General features: G+C 46.4%; 19 protein-coding genes and 2 riboswitches. Of the genes, 6 read left to right on the forward strand and 13 right to left on the reverse strand.

Features of this window, described 5'->3' with window-relative positions:
• Positions 1–3: 3 nt before the first annotated feature.
• The 6 genes from mshL to QMA41_RS23535 all read right to left on the reverse strand — a co-directional run bounded on the left by mshL (position 4) and on the right by QMA41_RS23535 (position 6,770).
• On the reverse strand, positions 4–1,641 hold the full coding sequence (gene mshL, locus QMA41_RS23510) for a pilus (MSHA type) biogenesis protein MshL (protein WP_281630729.1): 1,638 nt from the start codon (positions 1,639–1,641) through the stop codon (positions 4–6).
• A gap of 15 nt (positions 1,642–1,656) precedes the next feature.
• Positions 1,657–1,980, reverse strand: a complete 324-nt coding sequence (locus QMA41_RS23515) for an MSHA biogenesis protein MshK (RefSeq protein WP_281630730.1) — start codon at positions 1,978–1,980, stop codon at positions 1,657–1,659.
• Positions 1,973–2,623 carry a type II secretion system protein GspM gene (gspM, locus tag QMA41_RS23520; RefSeq protein WP_021456095.1) on the reverse strand — a complete coding sequence of 217 codons (651 nt, stop codon included), beginning with the start codon at positions 2,621–2,623 and terminating at the stop codon, positions 1,973–1,975. The genes QMA41_RS23515 and gspM overlap by 8 nt, the downstream gene beginning before the upstream one ends.
• Complete coding sequence (locus QMA41_RS23525) at positions 2,623–4,062, reverse strand: MSHA biogenesis protein MshI (RefSeq protein WP_281630731.1); 1,440 nt, start codon at positions 4,060–4,062, stop codon at positions 2,623–2,625. Before QMA41_RS23525 ends, gspM begins: the two co-directional genes overlap by 1 nt.
• On the reverse strand, positions 4,059–6,074 hold the full coding sequence (gene csrD / locus QMA41_RS23530; protein ID WP_281630732.1) for an RNase E specificity factor CsrD: 2,016 nt from the start codon (positions 6,072–6,074) through the stop codon (positions 4,059–4,061). The genes QMA41_RS23525 and csrD overlap by 4 nt, the downstream gene beginning before the upstream one ends.
• Positions 6,075–6,221: 147 nt before the next feature.
• The gene (locus tag QMA41_RS23535; RefSeq protein ID WP_006958299.1) at positions 6,222–6,770 is read right to left on the reverse strand and encodes a single-stranded DNA-binding protein; all 549 of its coding nucleotides are present in this window, start codon (positions 6,768–6,770) and stop codon (positions 6,222–6,224) included.
• A 281-nt stretch (positions 6,771–7,051) separates the two neighbouring features.
• On the opposite strand from QMA41_RS23535, the gene QMA41_RS23540 reads away from it, so the two are divergent.
• The 4 genes from QMA41_RS23540 (at position 7,052) to QMA41_RS23555 (ending at position 13,488) form a co-directional block, all read left to right on the forward strand.
• Positions 7,052–7,699, forward strand: coding sequence for a LuxR C-terminal-related transcriptional regulator (locus tag QMA41_RS23540; protein WP_006958300.1), 648 nt, complete (start codon positions 7,052–7,054; stop codon positions 7,697–7,699).
• Positions 7,700–7,816: 117 nt separating this feature from the next.
• Entirely contained in the window at positions 7,817–8,689 is an 873-nt protein-coding gene (gene galU, locus QMA41_RS23545; protein ID WP_006958301.1) for a UTP--glucose-1-phosphate uridylyltransferase GalU, read from the forward strand.
• A gap of 139 nt (positions 8,690–8,828) precedes the next feature.
• Complete coding sequence (uvrA, locus tag QMA41_RS23550; protein ID WP_045985635.1) at positions 8,829–11,651, forward strand: excinuclease ABC subunit UvrA; 2,823 nt, start codon at positions 8,829–8,831, stop codon at positions 11,649–11,651.
• A gap of 64 nt (positions 11,652–11,715) precedes the next feature.
• Positions 11,716–13,488, forward strand: coding sequence for a PglL family O-oligosaccharyltransferase (locus tag QMA41_RS23555; protein WP_045985636.1), 1,773 nt, complete (start codon positions 11,716–11,718; stop codon positions 13,486–13,488).
• Between the two features lie 48 nt (positions 13,489–13,536).
• On the opposite strand, the gene QMA41_RS23560 is transcribed toward QMA41_RS23555, so the two are convergent.
• Entirely contained in the window at positions 13,537–14,658 is a 1,122-nt protein-coding gene (locus tag QMA41_RS23560) for an alanine--glyoxylate aminotransferase family protein (protein WP_045985637.1), read from the reverse strand.
• A 219-nt stretch (positions 14,659–14,877) separates the two neighbouring features.
• Positions 14,878–15,055, forward strand: a riboswitch (Lysine riboswitch).
• Between the two features lie 90 nt (positions 15,056–15,145).
• Between QMA41_RS23560 and lysC the strand changes: the two genes are divergently transcribed.
• Positions 15,146–16,498, forward strand: coding sequence for a lysine-sensitive aspartokinase 3 (gene lysC, locus QMA41_RS23565; RefSeq protein WP_281630733.1), 1,353 nt, complete (start codon positions 15,146–15,148; stop codon positions 16,496–16,498).
• Between the two features lie 79 nt (positions 16,499–16,577).
• Here lysC and pmbA read toward each other — a convergent pair whose 3' ends face one another.
• Complete coding sequence (pmbA, locus tag QMA41_RS23570; protein WP_281630734.1) at positions 16,578–17,921, reverse strand: metalloprotease PmbA; 1,344 nt, start codon at positions 17,919–17,921, stop codon at positions 16,578–16,580.
• A 108-nt stretch (positions 17,922–18,029) separates the two neighbouring features.
• Between pmbA and yjgA the strand changes: the two genes are divergently transcribed.
• Positions 18,030–18,557, forward strand: coding sequence for a ribosome biogenesis factor YjgA (yjgA, locus tag QMA41_RS23575; protein WP_006958311.1), 528 nt, complete (start codon positions 18,030–18,032; stop codon positions 18,555–18,557).
• 67 nt (positions 18,558–18,624) lie between these two features.
• Here yjgA and thiQ read toward each other — a convergent pair whose 3' ends face one another.
• The 5 genes from thiQ to mpl form a co-directional block, all read right to left on the reverse strand.
• Positions 18,625–19,329 carry a thiamine ABC transporter ATP-binding protein gene (thiQ, locus tag QMA41_RS23580; protein WP_281630735.1) on the reverse strand — a complete coding sequence of 235 codons (705 nt, stop codon included), beginning with the start codon at positions 19,327–19,329 and terminating at the stop codon, positions 18,625–18,627.
• Positions 19,313–20,917 (reverse strand): thiamine/thiamine pyrophosphate ABC transporter permease ThiP, encoded by a 1,605-nt coding sequence (gene thiP, locus QMA41_RS23585; protein WP_281630736.1) that lies wholly within the window; start codon positions 20,915–20,917, stop codon positions 19,313–19,315. Before thiP ends, thiQ begins: the two co-directional genes overlap by 17 nt.
• A gap of 9 nt (positions 20,918–20,926) precedes the next feature.
• Complete coding sequence (gene thiB / locus QMA41_RS23590) at positions 20,927–21,919, reverse strand: thiamine ABC transporter substrate binding subunit (protein WP_281630737.1); 993 nt, start codon at positions 21,917–21,919, stop codon at positions 20,927–20,929.
• Positions 21,920–21,972: 53 nt separating this feature from the next.
• Positions 21,973–22,086, reverse strand: a riboswitch (TPP riboswitch).
• 37 nt (positions 22,087–22,123) lie between these two features.
• Positions 22,124–22,750, reverse strand: coding sequence for a flavin prenyltransferase UbiX (locus QMA41_RS23595; protein WP_281630738.1), 627 nt, complete (start codon positions 22,748–22,750; stop codon positions 22,124–22,126).
• Positions 22,751–22,764: 14 nt separating this feature from the next.
• Positions 22,765–24,117: a UDP-N-acetylmuramate:L-alanyl-gamma-D-glutamyl-meso-diaminopimelate ligase gene (mpl, locus tag QMA41_RS23600; RefSeq protein ID WP_281630739.1), complete on the reverse strand. Its 1,353-nt coding sequence runs from the start codon at positions 24,115–24,117 to the stop codon at positions 22,765–22,767.
• Positions 24,118–24,310 lie beyond the last annotated feature (193 nt).

Genomic DNA, 24,310 nt, shown 5'->3' on the forward strand with positions numbered 1-24,310 from the left:
GTGCTACTGCTCATCAGGGAACCATTCCTGAAGTAAATCTCGGGAACGTTCGAGCTCTTTCTGCCAAGTATTCACACCCACAACTGTCGGCTTCAGTAGAATGACTAATTCTGTTTTTTCAGTATATTGCGTAGTGTTGCGGAACAGATGCCCCAGAGCGGGAACATCACCTAAAAACGGGACTTTGGATGTTCTATCCAACGTATTGGATTTCATTAACCCTCCAATAACCACCACATCGCCATCTTGTGCACGAATAACAGAGTCCGATTCACGAATGGAGCTGGTCGCTAGCGGCAAAGAGACTGTAGACGAGCCATTAGTGATCTCTTTATTTTCTTCCGTTACGTCAATCACCGCTGGGTGGACATGTAATAGAACACTGCCGTCATTATCAATTTGCGGCGTGACATCAAGGGATATGCCCGAGAAGAATGGCGTCAACTCAATATCGGTACTCGTGGTAGATGTCGTGCTGCTTGTGTCAACATTGGTCGAGAAGTCTGTCACAAAGTAGCTGTCGGTCCCTACTTTGATTACCGCTTTCTGATTGTTTGACGCCGTGACACGAGGACTAGAAAGTACATTCAAATCACCCTGAGTGGCCATAAAACTGATCACTGCATCAAAACTGCCACTGGAAATCACTAAGTTTGTCTGTCCGCCCAGTAGAGTGCCAATCGTATCCAAACCTGGCAATGTTGCCGGCGTACCGGTTGTCGTCGGCGTTCCCTGACCTATGGTGTAATTAGTCCCGTTCGACGTGAAGGCTTTTGACCAATCAATACCTTGCTGATAACCATCACTTAAGGTAACTTCGAGAATCTTAGCTTCCAAAATCACTTGGCGATGCAGTCGTTGCTGAGAAACACCAATAAAACTTCGCACTTCACGAATTTCATCGGGGAATGCCCGTACAGTAATCACCCCAGCCTGTGGCGTAATAACAACACTCTGCCCTTGACCTGAACCAATTAACTGACTCACGGCTTGTTCCAGCTGTGGCCAAAAGTCACTTTCACTAGTCGTCTCAATTTCAGTGCCGCCCTTAGCTGAACTGGTGTTCGAACTGCCAGTACCGGAGGTATCTGAATCTGAGCTAGAAGATGACGAACTCGATGAGCTACTGTTGGTGATGGTCCCAGTAGTAATCGAGGTTAATGAGCGACCACTACGCTTGAACTGCAAGTAATCGACCGGAATGGTTACTGTCCTTAGCCCAGCAGGATAAACCTGAATCACTTTGCCAGTTTTTTCAATTTGGTAGCCGTATAGATCGCGTACAACTGAAAGGACTTCATCTAAAGTCACGTCCGTTAGATTAACGGTAATGTTGCCGGATACCTCTGGATGCAGTGCAACACTAAATTCAGTGCCTCTTACCAAACTGGCAAAAAAGGCTTTGGCTTCGACATCATTCGCTTGAATTCGAAAACGCTTTACTGTTTCGAGAGCTGCTAGCCCACTATCCACCTCTGGCATTAAATCAGCCTCTACAGAAGGCGGAAGCTCATCCAGACTGCGACTGCCTGACTGATTTATCGCTTCATTCAGCGCATCTTTAACTTCAACAGGCTCCCGATGGCCCATTGAACAACCCACTAATGATGCAACAGTCATTGCTACAACGAGTTTACGCATACGATTCCAATAACCTTATTGTTTTATATCCAGAGTAAAAAGCTCTAATTCCCACTGTTTACCTGCTCGAGAGAGCCTGACCAGCTCCGGTTCAATGCTTGTCACTTTATATCCATTCACCGTTTCTCCGACCAAAGCTACCTGATTGTTTAACACCGCGCGACAATGCCTAGCATCTCGGCAAACAATACTTTGCAGCATAGGCACTGGCTGCTGAACAATCTTGGTTGCTGGCTTGGCCTCCCGAGGCTTCTGCCAACCAAGCGGGGCCGTTGGGTCCTGAGATGCACTGGCCACCGATGAAAAAAACGCAACAGTCACAAGTAATAATCTAACCACCGATGAACTCCTGTCTCGTGCCTAACGTGTACACTTCCAGCACCAGTCGTGCGGTAGGGTATGCTTCGACGGTATAACTAAAACTTCTCCAGTAATAATTGACAGGCAGAGACTCTAGTGTGTTGAGATAAGTCAGAATAGAGAAATAGCCCCCAGTTAACTCTAGCCTTACCGGATGCAAGTAATAGCCTGTTCGTGTCTGGTTGTCTGCTCCCCCTGTAATGGGTTCCGCTGTCATAGACTCTAATGAAACTAGCTTGAGGCCTTTAGTGCCTGCTAATACATCTTCCAGTAACCGCGCCATTTGGCTAGGGGAAATCAGGTTTTCAATAATCTGTGCTAATTGCTCTGAAAGTTGCTGACTTTCAGTCAGCAACTTCTTATATTCGAGGTTAATATTTTGGTTAGGGTCTTTATTCAGCTTTGCCGTGGCAAGTAAAATATCGCCTTCTAAACGTTGAACCGTCTGCTTAGTCGAGCTGAGTTGGCCAGATAACGCATGATTTGCTTTCACTGTCGGTTCAATCAACCAAACTAGAAGCATAACGCTGAGGACCACCAAGCCACAAAGCGTAAGCAGCCATTTCTCTCGCAAGCTCAGAGTTTGAAACTTATCGTTTAGTTGAAGCCATAGCTGTTGCATTATTTCGATTCCTGCTTAGTGATAAGTTCAAACGTCACAATGTCGTCATCGTTACGACCAATGCGCAGCTTTTCAAATGTCCGCCCCACTAAATTGACCTCCGACTGGAATTGATTCACCCAGTTTGGGATAGCTTTTGCTTCTCGTGCCAACCCCTGCAAATCCATGGTATTTGCATCAATAAAAATATGGTTTAGCGAGATGTCTTCCCGACCCAATTCCGCCAGTGCGCGCATTACACCTGAGTAACCTATCTGTTGAGAGTCATCAAATTCATCGACAGCTTTTAACGAAGCCCGTTTAGCCTGAATATCCAGTTTTAATCTCGCCACTGCGGCAACTTTAGCAGCAGATGGCTTATGCTTGGCCAAACGTTCATTCAAGCTTGCCAACTGCTGCTCAAACTCTCTCTGCTGGATTTGGAAATCTTCTAGCTCTTGATTTAGCGTGCTTTGCTGAAAATGGAGGTAAGCGAATGAGGTAAGCAAAATAGCCGCTACCGCTCCCCATGCAAACACAACATTAGTAAGAGTAAAGTTTTCCTTCTTCGGCTTAAGTGAATCTGGATAGAGATTGACCGCTTGCTCGCTCAATTGCTCTGAAAATTCAATCAGAATATCGCCTGACTCTCTGTCATCCTCACTTAGCGCAGCGACTTTAACGCTTAAACGCTCACTTAACGCCTCCACCAGCTCAGGTTGATCTTCTTCATCACAACAAACTTTCATCTGATGCAGAGAAGCACCGCGTAGCTGCGACGATAGATAGTCAATCGAACGTTGTAGCTCTAATGCAATACCATCAAGCTGCAGGACGCTGGTGGCAACACCTGTTAGCGGAGATGCAACCCCTCGAATGGTTCTTTGAAACGCACAGTGATGGTCAACAAAGGCGCTAACTCGGAAACTGCTTTGTTTGCTGCGCTGCAGTAATAAAAAATGCGAAACTTCACCAGCCGACACACCCCAAACTTCATCTTCGACTAAAACACGATCAAGCTGGATATGCTGAGCAGACAGCTGTTGCTGTAGTCCGAAGATCAGACTCTTAGGCACAACATAAACTTGAAGTTTATTACCAACGGGAAGCTCGGCCGCATCCGCAACAATGTCCGTCACTTTTTCGCTGATTAGGTCTTTAAGTAAAAACGGTAAGGCACCCGCTAGTTCTGCCTCTGGAATGTTAGGCTTATCGATTTGATAGGTTTGGTAAAACTTAGAATTGAGAACGATATCGAGGTGAATCTCAGGTAATTTAGCCTGTATCAGCGTTTTGAGTAGCGTCTCTTGCCAAGCGCCCCCCTCCACCACCACCTTAGACGGCAGCGCATGGTCAACCAACGCTGAAAAATGCAATTCACCGGGTTGAACAACGACGGTCAGTTTATGGCCGACCTTTTTGTTGTGCTTAAGCTTTCCGATCAAAGACTGAATGTTCATTTACTACTAACTTTTCGCCATCGATTACGGCGACCGATCTGAACTTTAGTGGTCGCCATGACTTTTTTCTCAGTTTCAACTTCAGGTAATAACTGTTGCTCGGACTGAAAATAACGTCCTTGAACGCCTTGTAGTCCCAAAGCCAGCATCGTTTTATACTCTTGTTTATTGTCGACACCAACGGCAATAACTTGAGTTTTAAGTCCTTCACAAGCACCTAACAGGCTACGCACGAATAACTGATTCTCATCTCGCTGATCTATTTGCTTTACCAAGCTCCTATGCAATTTTAAAAAGTCGACCGGTAGATCTTTTAAATAATGTGTACTGACAATTGATCGTCCAGCTTGACCTACCGAAACTCTACAACCTAATCCGGAAATCATCTTTATTACCGGGCGCATATAATCCAAGTGTTTTACTAACCTTGCTTCTGCGAATTCAAAAATTAATAACTTTCGCTGCTCTGCTGTCAATTGTAGTAGTTCATAACGAAACCATTTCAGATAATCTCGCTCAGAAAACGGCACAACGTGAAGATTTACAGAGTAACACATTCTTTTCTTTGAAACTTTCAAAAATTTGACGACCGTCGAAAAAACAGCACGGTCGAGAATCGACTCATAGCCAACAGACTCTATTGCTGAGTTAAATCTTGATGCTTTTATTAAACCTTTATCGGGATCGTTAATACGGACAAACAGCTCAGAATGTTCAAATATTCGGTCTCGGTGTGAATCTAATAAATAACAAGGCTGATGGTATATATAGAGCTTTTCAGGCTTTAGCACTAAATCGAATAGAGTACGCCAACGTACGCTGCCCCGCTCATCCTCATGCGTGACAAGCTTGTTAAATTTATTCCAAGTATTGACTCGTTGTAACTGTGCGCTTTTGAGCGCTGTTTCTACCTCATCTAAAATACGCCCCTGACTTTCACCTTCGCGATACATACTAATACCAATATGCACCCAGTTTTCCTTATCTAGTGGACTAGGTGGGGACAATTTTGTCAGTTGCTTTAAACTATTCACTGCTATTTGTGAAATATCTTTACTGCTTAAGTGAGGAGCAAATATGGCAAAGTCTGATTCGTAATAACGTGAAAGGATAACGTCAGGATAGCGCTGAATAATATTATTTAGGTTTTCACCAATATCGACCACGAAATCATCAGCAACAGACTTACCCGACTCTTCTTGCAATTGGTCCCAGTCATCTATTCTCAGCAGCAATACTCCACCATGCGAACCGTGCTCTGACAATGCGGCTTCAAGCTTACTGTCAAACAATACACGATTTGCGGTACCAGTCAGTTGATCGAGAAAGGTTTGCGTGCGAATGAAGGTATCAAAGCGACTTCGCTCTTGGCGAGCGTCCTGTAACTCCTCTATCAGGCAGTCCAATGCTTCGCTGGCTGTATATGGCCATTCTTTGACATCGCCTTTGGCGTATTCCTCAACTCTTCCAGCCAAGATCATTCGCCCTCGCTCTTCAAGGAGCTCAGACCCTGCCAACTGCTCTCTCAGCCATTTTACGCCCCGCATCAAGCAAAAGATGATCAACGCCACCGCCAAAGTGATCGACCATAAAGCCTCAAGGGAGTATCCATAGCCAATATAGGGAGGCACCGCTTTAAACTGAAGTCGGTAACCGACATTGCGCTCGAGTTGATATTCCACGTCGTAAAGAAGCGCTTTGTCGACTTTCGATGAAGTGTCCTTATAGCGATAGATCACCCCATTGTCAGACAGCAGTTTCATTTCAACAATATTGGAAGCCTGAAGCATCTTAGGCATCCAACGTTGAAGGGAATATGCGGCATCAGGGTCTTCCATCTCTTTATCCAACACCTCAACAATTCCCTGTAGAGAATGATCTAGATACTCTTGCCCTAAGCGCTTGAAAGATAGTGTCCCACCTAAAAATAGGATGAACATCGCACTGGTCACTATAACGGTGACAAACGCAACTAGGCGAGTGCTCAGTTTTAAGGTGGGTGTATACCTCATATAAGAAGAATTCCTTTCTTGAATTAGATTGTGCAACATCCATGCTCAGTCAGAGTACCTAGGCCGAGATACTACTAACTGATTAGTCTGTTTTTTAACTATATAAAAAAGCCGCGAAATTCGCGGCTTTTTTCAGGATTCAATGAGTTAGAATGGGATATCGTCATCAAAATCCATTGGTGGCTCATTATACTGAGGCTGATTTTGGTTCTGCTGTTGAGGCTGAGAGTATGGTTGCTGAGCCTGAGCAGGTTGGCTTTGTTGCATTGCTGGTTGCTGAGGTTGACCCCAACCACCTTGCTGCTGAGGCTGGCCCATTGATTGACCCGGTGCACCACCTTGAGCACGACCACCTAGCATCTGCATAACACCATTGAACCCTTGAACCACAACTTCAGTGCTATAGCGGTCCTGACCATTCTGGTCTTGCCATTTACGTGTCTGCAGTTGACCTTCAATATAAACCTGAGAACCTTTGCGTAAGTACTCACCTGCAACTTCAGCCAGCTTGCCAAACAGAGATACACGGTGCCACTCTGTTTTTTCGCGTTGCTCACCTGTTGCTTTATCACGCCAGCTTTCAGACGTCGCAATCGTGATGTTTGCTACAGCGCCACCGCTTGGCATATAACGTACTTCCGGATCTGATCCCAGATTACCGACTAAAATAACTTTGTTGACTCCACGGCTCGCCATGATTCGCTCCGTCCAAATTCTGTATTGATCTAAAAATAGCGCATAAGGATAACACGCTTTAGTCTGTGAACAAATTGCAATCCACACAATGAGTTCACAAACTCATTCACCCTACTCAAAGCAAAATTATTTTCGAGTAAATTCAATCTATTGATTGAGTGATAGATTTATTAGTTACTGACTAACATGAAATTAAACGCAATCCTGTAAACCAAACTCGCACCAGTCGGAATTCTCATTCACTCTGCCAACACACCTAATTAAACCGAATGAAGAACCTTATGACTAAAAACATCTATACCAGAACCATCTACTTTCTCTGTGAAGACAGCTCTCAAAACAACCGTTTCATTCATCAAATAGAGAAGCAGCTCGGTGTTGATATTCCGCACATTGAACCAAACGAGTTGATGCTTGCCATGCAGCAACACAAACATAAAATTCTAATGATAGATTACCAAAACTACAGAAAGCTCAATAATCAGATTCGAGATTTGCCTCTATCGAATAAAATGTTTGAAACCATAATCTTTAATGTAGAAAAAAGACTTACTACAGAAGAGCTACTGTGCTTTGGCAACTTGAAAGGATTGTTTTATCAAGATGACTCCGTTGAAGCCATCGCTAAAGGGTGTGGTGAGATAATCAACAGTCAAAACTGGTTGCCCCGTAAAGTCGCAGCTCAGCTACTGCATTACTATCGTCATGTTGTGCTTAGCCAGACTGCCCCTGCAACTGTGGATTTAACCTCACGTGAAATTCAGATTCTACGCTGTTTAAAAACTGGGGCGTCCAATATGCAAATCGCAGAGGATCTGTTTATTAGTGAGTTTACTGTTAAGTCCCACCTTTATCAGATTTTCAAAAAGCTTTCCGTTAAAAATCGTGTCCAAGCCATTGCTTGGGCTAATCAACATATGCTGTCTTAAATCTAATCCGATGCGCAAAAACTCACATTTTGTCTTTAACATTCATTATCCATTCACGCAAAAAGTGATAAGGTTGCGCCAGCTATAATAGATTAATTAAAGATATAGGGTTTAAACATGATCAAAAAGTGCCTTTTCCCGGCTGCTGGCTACGGAACTCGCTTTCTTCCTGCAACTAAATCTATGCCTAAAGAAATGATGCCAGTCGTCAACAAACCGCTTATCGAGTACGGTGTTGAAGAAGCCATTCAGGCGGGCATGGATGGCATGTGTATTGTCACTGGCCGTGGTAAGCACTCGATCATGGACCATTTCGACAAAAACTACGAATTGGAGCATCAAATCAGCGGAACAAATAAAGAACAACTGCTGGTCGATATTCGTGACATTATCGAAAGCGCCAACTTCACTTACATTCGTCAACGTGAAATGAAAGGGTTAGGCCATGCAATTTTGACTGGGCGCGAGCTAGTCGGTGATGAGCCGTTCGCTGTGGTACTCGCAGACGATCTTTGCGTCAACGAACAAGAAGGTGTACTGGCTCAAATGGTCGCTTTGTTTAAGCAGTTCCGCTGCTCTATAGTGGCAGTACAAGAAGTACCTGCTGACGAGACGCATAAATACGGTGTGATTTCTGGTGAGATGATCAAAGACGACATTTATCGCGTCGATGACATGGTTGAAAAGCCAGAACCTGGCACCGCGCCAAGCAATCTAGCTATCATTGGCCGCTACATCTTAACTCCAGATATTTTCGAGCTGATCGAAAATACTGAGCCGGGTAAAGGTGGTGAAATCCAGATCACCGATGCACTTCTGAAACAGGCCAAGGCCGGGTGCGTACTGGCATACAAATTCAAAGGGAAACGCTTTGATTGTGGTAGCGTTGAAGGATACATCGAAGCAACCAACTACTGCTTTGAGAACCTTTACCTAACGGATAGCAAAAAGTCAGAACTGGATAAACAAAAGACGACAAAAGAAGCTTAATCGCTTTACGCTAAACATGCTTCAAAGGCCGCTCAATAGAGCGGCCTTTTTGTTACTGTTTTTTTATCCAGTATTTTCTTTGAACATTTATCACTCTATGTAATACTTAGCCCACTTGTTTTTACATTGAGCGAGAGCAATGGATCAGATCGAAGTTCGCGGCGCACGCACCCATAACTTAAAAAATGTGAACCTAACCATTCCACGAGATAAACTCATCGTGATTACAGGTTTATCAGGTTCAGGTAAATCATCACTTGCCTTCGACACCCTGTATGCGGAAGGTCAACGTCGCTATGTTGAATCCTTATCAGCCTACGCTCGCCAGTTTTTATCTCTGATGGAAAAGCCCGATGTTGATCATATTGAAGGCTTATCACCAGCCATTTCCATTGAACAAAAATCAACGTCGCACAACCCTCGCTCAACCGTTGGTACCATTACTGAAGTGTATGACTACCTACGTCTATTGTACGCACGTGTTGGCGAGCCTCGTTGTCCTGAACATCATGTGCCATTGACAGCTCAAACCATCTCACAAATGGTCGACAAAGTTTTGGAGCTTCCGGAAGGATCCAAAATGATGCTCCTTGCGCCAATTGTTAAAGAGCGTAAAGGCGAGCACGTTAAAACATTGGAGAACCTTGCTGCACAAGGCTTTATTCGCGCTCGTATCGATGGTGAAACTTGCGACCTATCCGATCCACCAACTTTAGAATTGCATAAAAAACACACCATTGAAGTCGTAGTCGATCGCTTTAAGGTGCGCGATGATTTACAACAGAGGCTGGCGGAATCCTTTGAGACGACTCTCGAATTGTCCGGCGGCATTGCGGTCGTGGCTCCGATGGATGGAGATGGCGCAGAAGTCGTCTTCTCCGCTAACTTTGCCTGTCCACATTGTGGTTACAGCATGCAAGAGCTAGAACCTCGACTCTTTTCCTTCAATAATCCAGCAGGCGCCTGCCACACCTGTGACGGCCTTGGCGTCCAGCAATATTTTGACCCCGACAGAGTCATTCTCGATGACTCTTTAAGTCTCGCCGAAGGGGCGATCCGAGGTTGGGATCAGAAAAACTACTATTACTTCCAAATGCTGTCATCTTTGGCAGAACACTATGGCTTTGATCTAAAAACGCCTTTTAAGTCCTTATCAAAGAAAATGCAAGATGTGGTGCTTACAGGCTCCGGACGCACAGAGGTCGAGTTTAAGTACATCAACGATCGCGGCGATATCCGCGTCAAACGTCACCCATTTGAAGGCATACTCAATACCCTTGAGCGTCGCTATCGTGATACCGAATCTAATGCCGTACGTGAAGATCTAGCAAAGTACATTTCAACTCGTACCTGTTCTAGCTGTGAAGGCAGCCGCTTGCGTTTAGAAGCTCGCAATGTATTCATAGGCGACACGACCTTACCTGAGATTGTTGAACTCAGCATCGCGGATGCTCTGAATTTCTTTGCATCGTTGGAGCTAGAAGGCCAGAGAGCGCAAATCGCTGAAAAGGTAATGAAAGAAATCAACGATCGTCTCCAATTCTTAGTCAACGTCGGTCTCAATTACCTCAACCTTTCCCGTAGCGCTGAAACGCTATCTGGTGGTGAAGCGCAACGTATTCGACTGGCAAGCCAGATTGGCGCAGGTCTTGTCGGTGTAATGTACGTACTCGATGAGCCATCTATCGGACTTCACCAGCGAGACAACGAGAGGCTGCTAAAAACACTGACTCACCTGCGTGACTTGGGCAATACTGTTTTGGTCGTTGAACATGACGAAGATGCGATTCGCATCGCCGATCATGTGATCGATATTGGTCCGGGAGCTGGTGTTCACGGCGGAAGTGTGGTCGCAGAAGGAACAATGGAAGACATTGTCGCTACCCCTGAATCCCTAACAGGCCAGTACCTCAGTGGCGTTAAACAAATTGCGATACCTGAGAAACGCACACCTATCGACAAGAAAAAAGTGGTACAGCTGATTGGGGCAACTGGCAACAACCTTAAAGATGTCAGCTTAACTATACCTGTCGGTTTGTTCACCTGTGTGACAGGGGTTTCAGGCTCAGGTAAATCCACTCTGATCAATGATACTTTTTTCAAGATTGCACACACTCAGCTAAACGGTGCGACGACAGCGACTCCATCTCCTTACCAGAAAATTAAAGGGTTGGAACACTTTGATAAAGTCATCGATATTGACCAGAGCCCAATTGGGCGTACACCACGGTCTAACCCAGCGACTTACACTGGTATCTTTACACCAATTCGAGAGCTGTTTGCTGGAACACAAGAAGCCCGCTCTCGAGGCTATAAACCCGGCCGCTTCAGTTTCAACGTACGTGGTGGCCGCTGTGAAGCCTGTCAGGGTGATGGGGTTATTAAAGTGGAAATGCACTTCCTGCCGGATGTCTACGTCCCATGTGATGTGTGTAAAGGCAAACGCTACAACCGTGAAACACTCGAGGTTCACTACAAAGGCAAGACCATTGATGAAGTGCTTGGAATGACGGTTGAAGATGCACGTGAGTTCTTCGACCCTGTGCCAGTCATAGCCCGTAAGCTGCAAACACTTATGGACGTCGGGCTTTCTTATATTCGTCTTGGTCAAGCGGCGACCACCTTATCCGGTGGTGAAGCGCAACGTGTCAAACTTGCCCGAGAACTATCCAAGCGTGATACTGGTAAAACGCTTTATATTTTGGATGAGCCAACCACTGGCCTGCACTTCCATGATATTCAGCAGTTACTTACTGTACTGCATCGACTACGTGATCACGGTAATACAGTGGTGGTCATCGAACATAACCTTGATGTGATTAAAACCTCAGACTGGATTGTCGACTTAGGCCCAGAAGGTGGACAAGGTGGCGGGGAAATTATTGCTGAAGGAACACCGGAAGAAGTAGCCAAAGTAAAAGGTTCACACACCGCACGATTCCTCAAGCCTATGTTAAAATAAAGAAAAGTAGTAAATTAAGCAGACCATAACATGGTCTGTTTTCTTTTGAAGGACGCAATAATCAATGGCAACCATCCATTTGGCAGGGACAAGTCTAGAGCCGCAAGCACCTAAACTACCGCTCATTAAACCGTTTCTTGTTTCTCTAGCAGTCGTATTTTTGCTCGCAATGCACATTTTTACGCCTAATCCGGGTGGTGCAGGGCTCGCGCTCTCTTTTAACACGACAACTTGGATGGCGGTCAGTTTCTCTCTGGCGATAGGGTTATATCAGGTCGGTACCCAAGGTGTGGTCAGATACAATAAGCTGTCGATTGGGCTGTTTCTTTGCTGTGTATTGCTCACAATACCGGTGTTTTTCCCTCACTCAGACTTTTCTCTATCCCAAGGTAAGCTACTCGGGTTGTGGGCCGGATACGGGCTGTTTTTTGTTCTTCAACAATTTCGCTTCAGCAATAAGCAGAAACAGCGTTTATTGTGGTTTATCACCATCGCGGCTTTTATGCAGGCACTGTTTGGCTGGTTTCAATATCTAGTCCTACAACCTGACAACTTATTTGGCTACGATACAGTACAGAATCGCCCTTACGGTATTTTTCAGCAGCCTAACGTCATGGCCAGCTTTCTCGCCACAGGGTTGGCTCTGTCAGGCTATCTACTCACTCGTCATCCAAAGAAATACAACCGCCATCTCAGCGAAGTTTCGTTGCTTTATCTGATGCCGGTGGTCACCGTACCACTCTTAATCATCATCGCTTCTAGAACAGGCTGGCTCGGCGCACTTCTCGCCGTCGTCTTGCTACTGTCGTATCTGTATCGCTTTGCAACTAAAAAACGTTTTTGGGGCTGGCTTATCGCCATCATCGTCGGTTTAGCGATAGGTTTCAGCTCAAACCTGTTCACCGACGGGGAGTCTCTAGCAGCTAAGCGGGCTAACCTTGAAAGCCCGAGACAATACACCTTTCCTCAAACACTCGATATGTTAATTGAGAAGCCCTTTACCGGTTATGGTTACGGGCGCTTTGAGCCAGAATACATTGTCTATACCGCCCGTCAGCATCAGTTGAACCCCGGCTATCATCCGGGGCTTGCTTCGATGGATCACCCTCACAATGAGTTGCTTTATTGGGGATCTGAAGGAGGATTGCTTCCGGTTGTAGCTATAGTGCTCGCTGCGGTGATGGTTTTAGTGAGGATCTACAACGCTAAAAAAGGCACGCGCCTCGCGATGTTTGCCTTATTTGTGCCAATAGTGCTTCATAGTCAGCTGGAATATCCGTTCTACCACTCTGCGATTCACTGGATAACTTTTGTGGTTCTGCTTTTCTGGATTGATCAACGCGCTCGCTCGTATCGTTTTGCGTCATTCAGCATTGTGACTAAAACACTGTTCCGAGTGATGAGCTTAGTCGTGCCAATCATAACCAGTTTCTATATGCTGACAGCGCTGCACACTAACTACGTACTCACTCAGTTTGAAACATCGAACCCTAAAAATCCTGACTTACTCAGTCAAGTCAGCAATCCAATAGTTTGGAAAGACAGGTACGACTGGGATATTTATAGCACTTATCTCAATATTGGCCTTTATCGTCAGGAGGCGAAATTCATCCAGCCATACATTGACTGGTCACTGAAAATTATTAAAGAGAAGCCAAGACCAGCGTTTTACAACAACCTGATCCTGGCTTACCAAGGCCTTGGAGATAGTGAGCGTGCTGAGCAAATTCGCAGTGAAGCGCAATACTTGTTCCCTGAGCGAGATTTCTCACAGGTGCAATACATAGCTCCAGATATCGATGCGCTAAAAGCAGATAATGAAAAAGTAACCAAGTAAAAAAGGCGACGCTTTATGCGTCGCCTTTCAACTCATTTTTTATGGAAGTTACTGCCTCAGTGACTCTTCCAGTGCTCTCAAACAAAGCGCAACATTTTCTGCACGAGCACCGTAGCCCATAATGCCTATACGCCATGCCTTACCCGCTAACGCCCCCAAACCTGCACCGATTTCGAGATTGTAGTTTTCCAGTAAATGGTTACGAACCCCTGCGTCATCAACACCTTGAGGAATGTAGACCGCATTAAGCTGAGGCAAACGTGACTCTGCTGCAACAACAAACTCAAAGCCCAACTTTTCGAGACCCAACTTCAGCTTTTCGTGCATATCACTATGACGCTGCCAAGCATTCTCTAGCCCTTCATTTTTAAGGATTAATAGGGACTCATGCAGCGCATAAAGGCTGTTGACAGGCGCAGTATGATGATAGCTACGCTTTCCTTCTCCACTCCAATAACCTAATACTAGGCTTTGATCTAAAAACCAGCTCTGAACAGGTGTTTGTCGAGCCTGAATCTTCTCAATGGCCAGAGGAGAGAACGTCACTGGTGATAAACCCGGAACACAAGATAAACATTTCTGGCTACCTGAATACACCGCATCCAGCTGCCATTCATCGACTTTAAGCGGTACACCACCTAAAGAGGTCACCGCATCAACAATTGTTAGCACACCGTGATCTTTTGCAAGTTTACCTAGTGCTTCAGCATCGCTGCATGCGCCTGTCGATGTTTCTGCGTGAACAAATGACAGGATTTTAGCATCAGGGTGATCTTTCAGCGCCTGCTCAACTTTGTCGACCGAGACAGGAGTCCCCCATTCATCATCGACAACTACCGCTACGCCGCCCGCTCGAACTACATTTTCGCGCATGCGCTCGCCAAACACGCCATTGCGACAGACGATCACCTTCTCACCCGGTTCAATCAGGTTAACAAAACAGGTTTCCATACCTGCACTGCCCGGCGCTGAAACGGCAATAGTGAATTCATTTTCGGTTTGAAAAGCGTATTTGAGTAACTGTTTTAGTTCATCCATCATTTTGATGAACAAGGGGTCAAGGTGACCTACGGTAGGGCGACTCAAAGCCTGCAAAACTTGAGGAGAAATATCCGAAGGGCCAGGACCCATGAGAATACGGTGAGGGGGGATAAAGCTTTGAATCGTCATTGTTCGCTCCTTGAAACGGGTCTACTTTCTACTTATTTGTCTTTACATTAAAACAAATCGACACAGGCAGCAATTGGCCGAAAGTTCTCAGGTCAAACCACTGTCACAAGTTTGTTAATTAATAAACCGATTAAAGTGACACTTTCCCGTTGACAAAGGTCACATAAAAACGTTCAATGCAGACTGTATGGTGAATTTTTATGCCGCCATATGAATGCATTTTGCAGAAGAGGAGCACTACCCAGGTAGGTGTTTTGTGGAGCCACAACTCCGATACAAATCACTGAGGGGGAGTAGTGCCGAGGTAGATCAACGTTGTGGTTTTGATCTGTCGGTTGACTTGGGTTGACTCCCATCAACTGTCATCAGCTCAGTCTGGTGAAGAGCTTCTGAGGTAAACCTTACACAATAAAACCTCTCTATACGCTCACTCTCTCTTCAAGCAAGGATTACTTATTTACTTTCAGGAAGTTGTGGGAGAAATGCCGTGGGCAATTTTAACGTTGCTAAATTTGGTGGAACCAGTGTCGCTAACTTTGAAGCCATGAGTCGCTGTGCTGCGATCATTGAGCAAAACCCAAACACAAAGTTGGTCGTCAGTAGTGCCTGTTCAGGCGTGACAAACTTATTAGTCGAACTCGCGAATGGAGTTCAAGATCAGACAGAGCGCAGTGCGATTCTAACCAAACTCGCCAGTATTCATGATGCGGTACTTAATCAACTAGAAGATGCAACTCAAGCGGCCAGCGAGGTCTATTCCATTCTAGATACTGTCACTAGTTTGGCAGAAGCCGCCTCGATTCAGTCAAGTACCAAACTGACCGATCACCTTGTCGCCTGTGGTGAACTGATGTCTACACATCTGTTGGCCCAGTTAATGAGGGAACGTGGTATCAATGCGGTACGCTTTGATATTCGTGACGTACTACGCACAGATGATAATTTTGGTAAAGCAGAACCTGAACTGACCACTATTCGTCAACAAGCGCAAGCTTCACTTATCCCGTTATGCCAACAACAGGTTGTGGTAACTCAAGGCTTTATCGGTGCCGATGCAGATGGCAATACCACGACACTCGGTCGAGGCGGCAGCGATTACAGTGCAGCACTTATTGCAGAAGCAGTTGAAGCTCAGGGACTTGAGATTTGGACCGATGTACCGGGCATTTATACCACTGACCCACGTATTGCCCCAAAAGCCTCTCCCATTTCAGAGATCAGCTTCAGTGAAGCCTCCGAAATGGCCAATTTTGGCGCCAAGATCCTTCACCCTTCGACGCTAATCCCTGCTCTTCGCCATGATATTCCGGTCTTTGTCGGTTCATCAAAGCAACCCGAAAAAGGCGGAACTTGGATTCGCCATCAAGTCGAGAGCTCACCTCTCTTCCGTGCTCTGGCTTTACGATGCAACCAGACCATGGTGACGTTGCGCAGCGCACAGATGTTCCACGCTTACGGCTTTCTGGCCAAGGTGTTTGAAATTCTGGCGAAGCACAAGATTTCGGTAGATTTGATTACTACTTCAGAGATCAGTGTCAGTCTAACGCTTGACCAAACCGACACATCTGGTGGTGCTCCTCAGTTACCTGAAGCTGCACGTCTTGAGCTGGAAGATCTGTGTACGGTTGAAGTAGAGCATAACCTGTGTCTGGTCGCGCTGATTGGCAACAATATGAGTGAGAGCAAAGGTTATGCAAAACAAGTATTTGGCACATTAGAAGAGTTTAACTTGAGAATGATCTGCTACGGTGCAAGCCCACACAACCTGTGTTTCTTGGTTGACGAAGCCGATGCAAAATTGGCGATTCAGAAGCTGCACACTGAATTGTTTGAGAAGTAATAATAGAGCAGAGAACAAAAAAGGGTTGGCGCTAAAACGCCAACCCTTTCAATTTGTATCAGTGGTAAAACCGAGTGTGTTACTCACCCGCCACTTTCATAGATTCAATCAGAATCGAACCCGTCTGGATTTGTGAGCGGGTTTCAACATCATTACCAACCGCGACAATCTGATTAAACATATCTTTCAGGTTGCTGGCGATTGTCACTTCAGAAACAGGATATTGGATTTGACCATTCTCTACCCAGAAGCCTGCCGCTCCTCGTGAGTAATCACCGGTGACGATATTCACGCCCTGCCCCATCACTTCGGTGACAAGGAAGCCCGTTCCCAGTTCTTTAAGCATCTGCTCAAAGTCTTGCCCCGTCGATTGAACGAACCAGTTATGAATACCACCAGCGTGACCCGTTGGCGCCATGTCCATTTTACGCGCGGCATAGCTGGTTAATAGGTATGTCGCGAGCACACCGTCGGTAATGATTTCACGATCTTGTGTTGTAACACCTTCGCTATCAAATGGGCTCGACGCTAAACCGCGTAACACATGAGGTTTTTCAGAAACATTAAACCAGTCTGGCAGTACCTGTTGGCCTAAATGATCAAGTAAGAATGACGACTTGCGATACAGGTTACCGCCACTGATTGCCATCACCAAGTGTCCAAGTAAACCCGTTGCCACATCGGCTGCGAACATTACAGGGTACTTACCTGTCTTGAGCTTTTGCGCATCAAGGCGACTGATGGTTTTCTCTGCCGCTTTCAAGCCAACTGACTCAGGCGTCCAAAGATCATCTTTATGGCGTGCAACTGTATAACTGTAGTCACGCTCCATGACACCACTTTCGCCCTGGCCAATCACACAACAGCTGGTACTGTGGCGGCTGGAGGCATAGCTAGCAAGCAAACCGTGGCTGTTGCCATAGACCTTCAAGCCATAGTGGCTGTCGTAACTTGCACCATCGCTTTGTTTAATTTTGTCACTGAAAGATAACGCTTTTTGCTCAGCAGCAATCGCAATCTCAGCAGCATGATCTGGGTCTGGTGTATCAGGGTGAAACAAATCAAGATCAGGAATTTCTTTTACCATCAGCTCTTTAGGAGCTGGGCCTGCGCATGGATCTTCTGAAGTGTAATTGGCAATATCAAGTGCTGCCATTACCGTCTGCTGAATGGCTTTTTCACTGAGATCGGAGGTAGACGCACTGCCTTTGCGCTGACCACGGTAAACAGTAATCCCCAAAGCGCCATCGCTGTTAAATTCAACGTTTTCCACCTCGCACATGCGTGTTGATACACTCAGGCCAGTGGTTTTGGTGATCGCGACTTCAGCGCCATCGGATTTTTCCGCGGCCATTTCCAGTGCTTTCGCAACGGCGGCCTCAAGCTCAACACGTTGCTGAGCGACTTGCTGTCTTACGTCCATATCTTCTTCATGCTTAAGGTCTGTTGTCCCTAGAATAACAAGAATTTCGCTTTCTCCCCATGATTCTTGTTAAAATAGAGAAATAGATGTTCAAATTAAGGCAGAAAGATGGCCCGTAAGAATCAAAAAGCGCCATGGGAAGAAGAAGAGGAAATCATTTGGGTCAGTAAAACCGAAATGAAACGTGACATGGAAGAGTTACAAAAACTGGGTGAAGAACTCGCCAGTCTTAAACCTTCGGTGTTAGAAAAATTCCCGTTAAGTGAAGACCTTGCAGAAGCAATTAAAGACGCACAACGCTTTAAAAATGAAGCTCGTCGTCGCCAGTTACAATACATTGGTAAACTGATGCGTTTCGAAGATCCTGAACCACTTCAGGCGGCACTAGACAAAGTACGTAACAAGCACTCTCAAGCGACTGCTGCACTGCACAAGCTGGAACAGTTACGCGATCGTGTCGTTGAAGAAGGCGATGATGCCATTGCTGATGTAATGGAGTTATACCCACAAGCGGATCGCCAACGCTTACGCCAACTAGCACGTCAGGCAGCAAAAGAGAAAAAAGCGGGTAAGCCCGCTAAAGCATTCCGTGAAATCTTCCAAGTGCTCAAAGAGCTCAACGACGAAGAGATTTAAGCAAGCTGCTTTAGATACAAATGGGCTGATGCAAACGCATCAGCCCATTTTTTGCTCTTAGGAAAAGTTATTCACCCGCTTTAACAAACCCGCTGAGTGCAGCGTGGTTATGTTGCTGGGTTAAATGATCAATCGTATCAGCAATCGCCACCTTTCCTTGGTCAACAAAGGCAAAATGCGAGGCGATAGCTTTAGCGTCACTGATATGATGCGTCACCATCACCACGGTAATATTGCGCTCTGCCGCCAATTGCTTGACCAATCCGAGCATCTCTTCCCGCAACACCGGATCAAGCGCAGAAAAAGGTTCATCAAGCAGCCAGATAGGATGAGGCTGAACAAAACAACGAGCTAGTGCAACACGCTGACGCTGTCCGCCCGACAATTGCTCAGGTAAGCGATCCAAATAGTCCGCAATACCGACCTGCATCGCTGCGTGTTCCACCTGACTGACTTGCTCTGAGTTGAGCTTCAACCCAGGGTGCAGGCCCAATCCAATGTTTTCACGTACCGTGAGGTGGGCAAACAGGTTATGCTCCTGAAACAGCATCGCAAAAGGACGCTGGTGAGGCTCTTTGCCCATAACCTCTAATCCACCAGCTTTAATACTGCCACTTTCAGGTTCGATAAAGCCTGCGACCAAGGCCAGTAACGTTGATTTACCTGCCCCACTCGGCCCCATCAATACGACCAGACTTCCCTGCTCAATATCTAAATCAAAATGGAATAGATCCTGATGGTAATAATAACGAACATCATTGAGGGTCAGCATAAGTCACCTTAGAGTTTGCCTTAAACAGGGTTTCAATCAGTGCAAAACAGCCAACACTGAGCAGTAACAGAGTGACTGACACTACAGCTGCCGCATCCATCTGATAACTGCCCAGCAATTGGAAAAGATACAACGGCAGCGTGCGGAACTCCTGGCTACCAAACAGGGCAATCGCACTTAAATCTCCCACCGCAAACATAAAGCTGATCGCGAAAGCATGAGCCATTGGCTTTTTCAGTGCTCGCCACTCAACAACGCGAAAGCGCTGCCAGCCTTTCATACCTAGACTTGCGCATACGTATTGGTATTGCTGCTCGATATGCTGCATCGGCTGTGACAAGGTTTTGATCACGTAAGGCAAGCCCATCAAAGCATTCACCGCGACCACAATAAAAAACGCCAGACTAAACACATCTGTAAAAGACCGCAGTAGCAAGAATAACCCAGTAGATATCACCAAACCGGGCGTGACAAGAATGATCGTTCCCAGTAACTCAATCTGATCCGCATGACGGTTTTTTGCATTCAAACGCAATCGACGGCTGCTCAGCAATATTGCAATCCCTGCCGAAAGCGCGATACCGCTCGCCAATGTTGCCACTTTAAGTGACGACCATAACGCCAACCAAAATCGTTGATCCGTAAACACTGATAGGGCTTCTGAGTTGATGCCACTGAGTACCACCATCAGTAAAGGTGGCAGCACTAATAGTATACTCAGGCCAATCCAACTCCAATCCCAGATACGTGACCAGATCGAATCCTTTGCCATATAAAGGTTGTGACCTTGTGTACCAGAACTCACAGCCACAGGCTTAGTCAAACGCTGCACTGCCAACGCCGTAATGCCACACAGTAGCATCTGCCATATCGCCAGTAATGCCCCTGCCTGCAAGTCAAAATCGAATTTGATCGCTTGATATATCGCCAGTTCTATCGTGGTCGATTTCGGCCCACCACCGAGTGCCATTACCGTCGCGAAACTAGTAAAACACAGCATAAACACCAAGCCACACACGTGCGGCAACTGCTGACGCAAGCGAGGCCATTCGACCCACTTAAATTTATGCCAATGGCCCATACCTAGATGAGCACACAGTTTGTGCTGTTCAGCCGGAATAGACTCCAATGATTGCAATAGCAAGCGCGTCGCATAAGGCAGGTTAAAAAACACATGCGCAAGTAAAATACCGTTCAGACCGTAAATCGAAAATGGCAGTTTAGAATCAAACCATACAAAAGCTGACGATATCAGACCGCTATTGCCATAAATCGCCAGTAAGCCAAACACCCCAACCAGCACAGGCAGTACTAATGTGGTAGCAAACAGCTTAAGCAGCAAAGATTTACCAGGAAAGGTACGCCGAGATAGTGCGTGCGCGACTGGGATGGCTAAGCCAACACTGAGCAGAGTCGACAGGAACGACTGGTAAAAGCTGAACTTGGTGACATGCCGATAATAAGGGTCTGACCAAACCTGAGCGATATTCAGAGATGGGGCGGCAACTAATAAAGCACCGAGAGCAGAAACAACAAAGGCCGCGATAGCAATCGCGACCCAGAGTCCCAATTTTGGAATACTACGCAAAGCGTCTCCTTAGAAGGTTAAGGCGCTTTGCCACTCACGTATCCAGGATTTTCGGTTTTGCGCCACTTCTTCTGCGCTAAAGCTCAAGGCTTTTTCAGGTACCGTCAGTGTCTCAAAGCCTTCAGGCAGTGCGACTTCAGTTACTGGGTACATCCAGTTACCTGTTGGCATCAAAGACTGGAAGTCGTCGCTAAGGATAAACGTCATAAATTCATCGGCTAACTTTTCACTTTTCGATGCTTTTACTTTAGCCGCAACCTCAACTTGAGTGTAATGGCCTTCTGTAAAATCAGCGGCAGCGTATTTGCTGTCGCTTTCCGCGATCAGGTGATAAGCCGGTGAAGTCGTATAAGACAACACCATGTCTGACTCACCTTCAAGGAACATAGAGTAAGCCTCAGACCAACCTTTGGTCACAGTGACGGTTTTCTTAGCCAGTTGTTGCCATGCTGGGGTGACGTCATCGCCATAGACAGATTTCATCCACAACATCAGGCCTTGGCCCGGCGTTGATGTACGGGGATCCTGATAAATCACTTTCAGATCATCGCGAGATTCCACCAGCTCTTTGAGACTCTTTGGTGGATTGGTGAGCTTTTCTTTGTTGTAGACAAACGCAAAGTAACCGAAGTCATACGGCACAAAAGTGCTGTCTTCCCAGCCATTAGGCAGATTGACCGATTTGGTATCGACCTTGTGCTCGTCCAGTAGGCCTGTTTTCTGCGCTTCTGCCATCAGGTTATTGTCCAAACCTAACACAATATCCGCTTTGCTGTTGTCCCCTTCGAGGCGCAGGCGGTTAAGAATAGAAACGCCATCATCAAGAGCGACAAAGTTCACATCACAACCACATTGCGCTTCAAAAGCTTTTTCCACTTTCGGTCCCGGGCCCCAGTCCGCGGCAAAAGAATCATAGGTATAAACGGTAAGGGTGTTATCTGCAGCCAATGCAGAAAAAGATGTCAGTGTGGCAACAGCGATGGTGCTTAAAGTGGTTTTCACTGCTCGCTCTCTCCTTGGTTGAGCGGCACAGGCTTGAGGAAACATTGATAGGGCAAATGTTCAGACTCAATTCCTACGCCAGCATTATCTGGTTCAGGTACACGGGTCCTGGGCTTTGCCCAATCTCAGCTTCATCTGTGCGATGAATAGCTCCCCGATGAGTATCGGCTGAATTGTAATCGTAATGTTATCAATTAGCCAGAGTTAAGCACGCTGGTCATATCCCCAACGCGGGACAAGTCCCTGTTCAACATTAAGATGATCGAGAATTCTCGCCACCATAAAGTCAACCAGATCATCAATAGATTTAGGTTGATGATAGAAGCCCGGTGCCGCAGGCATAATGGTGACGCCCATCTGCGACAACTTATGCATGTTCTCTAGGTGCAACGTAGAGAATGGTGTTTCACGCACGACCAGCAACAACTGCCCGCGCTCTTTCATCACCACATCAGCCGCGCGCTCGATGAGATTGTCGGACATACCATGTGCGATGGCAGCGACACTGCCTGCAGAGCAAGGACACACAACCATCTGTTTTGGCGCCGCAGACCCAGAAGCCACAGGAGAGAACCAGTCGTCTTTACCATAGACTATCAGCTTTTCGGCATCACAGTTTAAGTGGGCGACCAACGTTTTTTGAGCAGAGTCTGGGTTCGCCGGCAATTTCATATCATGCTCAGTTGCTAACACAACTCGAGCTGCTGACGATATCAGCAAATGTACCTGATAGCCAGCGGCTAGCAGACACTCAAGCAATCTAAGCCCGTACGGTGCGCCAGAAGCCCCCGTAAAAGCGAGTGTAATTGCTTTGTTTTTCTCATTGTTCATACTACTACATTAATCTATTCGGCGAGTTTAGCCAGCAGCTTGTCGTGGATGCCTTCAAACCCACCATTGCTCATCACCAGAATTTGATCGCCCGGTTGAGCCTGTTCTGTCACCATCTGGACTAACGCATCAACACTGTCTGACGCATAAGCCGACTGCTGACATTGCTGGGCAATGTCCTCGACAGACCATTCGATATTATCTGGTTGATAAAGGAAGACGACGTCGGCCTGAGCAAGGGACGCCGCCAATGTTTCTTTGTGCACGCCACGTTTCATCGTCGCACTACGAGGTTCAAGTACAGCTAGGATACGTTTTTTGCCAACCTTATTACGCAATCCACCCAGAGTAAGTTCAATCGCCGTAGGGTGATGAGCGAAGTCATCGTAAACCGTAATCTGATTCACTTCACCTTTTAGCTCAAGTCGACGTTTGGTATTGATGAATTTCGCTAGCGACTGACAGGCTAAATCCGGAGTAACACCCACGTGACGAGCCGCTGCGATAGCCATCAAAGCGTTATCGACATTATGATCGCCCACCAGATCCCACTTCACAGTACCAACGGCTTCCCCTTGGGAGAAGACTGTGAATATTGAACCATCGGCGACTTGTTTCTCCGCTCGCCAGTCACCTTGCTCACCGCTGAACTCCGTTTCGCTCCAGCAGCCACGCTGTAATACATCGGCAATTGCTGAATCACCTTGCGGGGCAAGGATTCGGCCATTACCCGGCACGGTTCTGACTAAGTGATGGAATTGGCGCTTGATCGCTTCCAGATCATCGAAGATATCCGCATGATCAAACTCTAAATTGTTCATAACTAACGTGCGAGGATGGTAATGCACGAACTTAGAACGCTTATCGAAAAAAGCACTGTCGTATTCGTCGGCTTCAACGACAAAAAACATACTTTCGCCCAAACGCGCTGAAATACCAAAGTTGCCCAACACCCCACCAACAAGGAAGCCAGGTTGATAGCCACAGTCTTCCAAAATCCACGCCAGCATGCTGGAAGTCGTGGTTTTACCATGGGTTCCTGACACAGCCAGCACCCAGCGGTCATGGAGAAGAAACTCCTGCAGCCACTGTGGGCCTGAGGTGTATCTCAGGTTACTGTTGAGTACCTGCTCGACACATGGGTTGCCTCGACTCATCGCGTTTCCGATAACGACCAGATCAGGTGCAGGGTTAAGCTGAGAAGGGTCAAAGCCTTCAATGATTTCAATACCTTGAGACTCCAACAATGTACTCATTGGTGGATAAACGTTGGCGTCACTGCCCGTCACTTTATGACCTAATTGACGAGCTAAAATTGCAGCACCTCCCATAAATGTGCCACAAATTCCCAAGATATGAATATGCATAAACAACCTTCTCCAAGGCGAAAACTGAGCTGACATTATGGCGATTATGCGCAGAAAAGCGAACTACTTTGCTCACTGTTTTTTCGTCACACGAACGCAAATGATTGCGTGTAATGCGCGTTATTCTGTTCGCATGGCTTCAAACAAGCAGATGAAAACCGTTATCAAGTCGACAAATAAAACGAGATCTCAG

It is taken from the genome of Vibrio sp. St2 (assembly GCF_947311885.1).
Lineage (GTDB): Bacteria > Pseudomonadota > Gammaproteobacteria > Enterobacterales > Vibrionaceae > Vibrio > Vibrio coralliilyticus.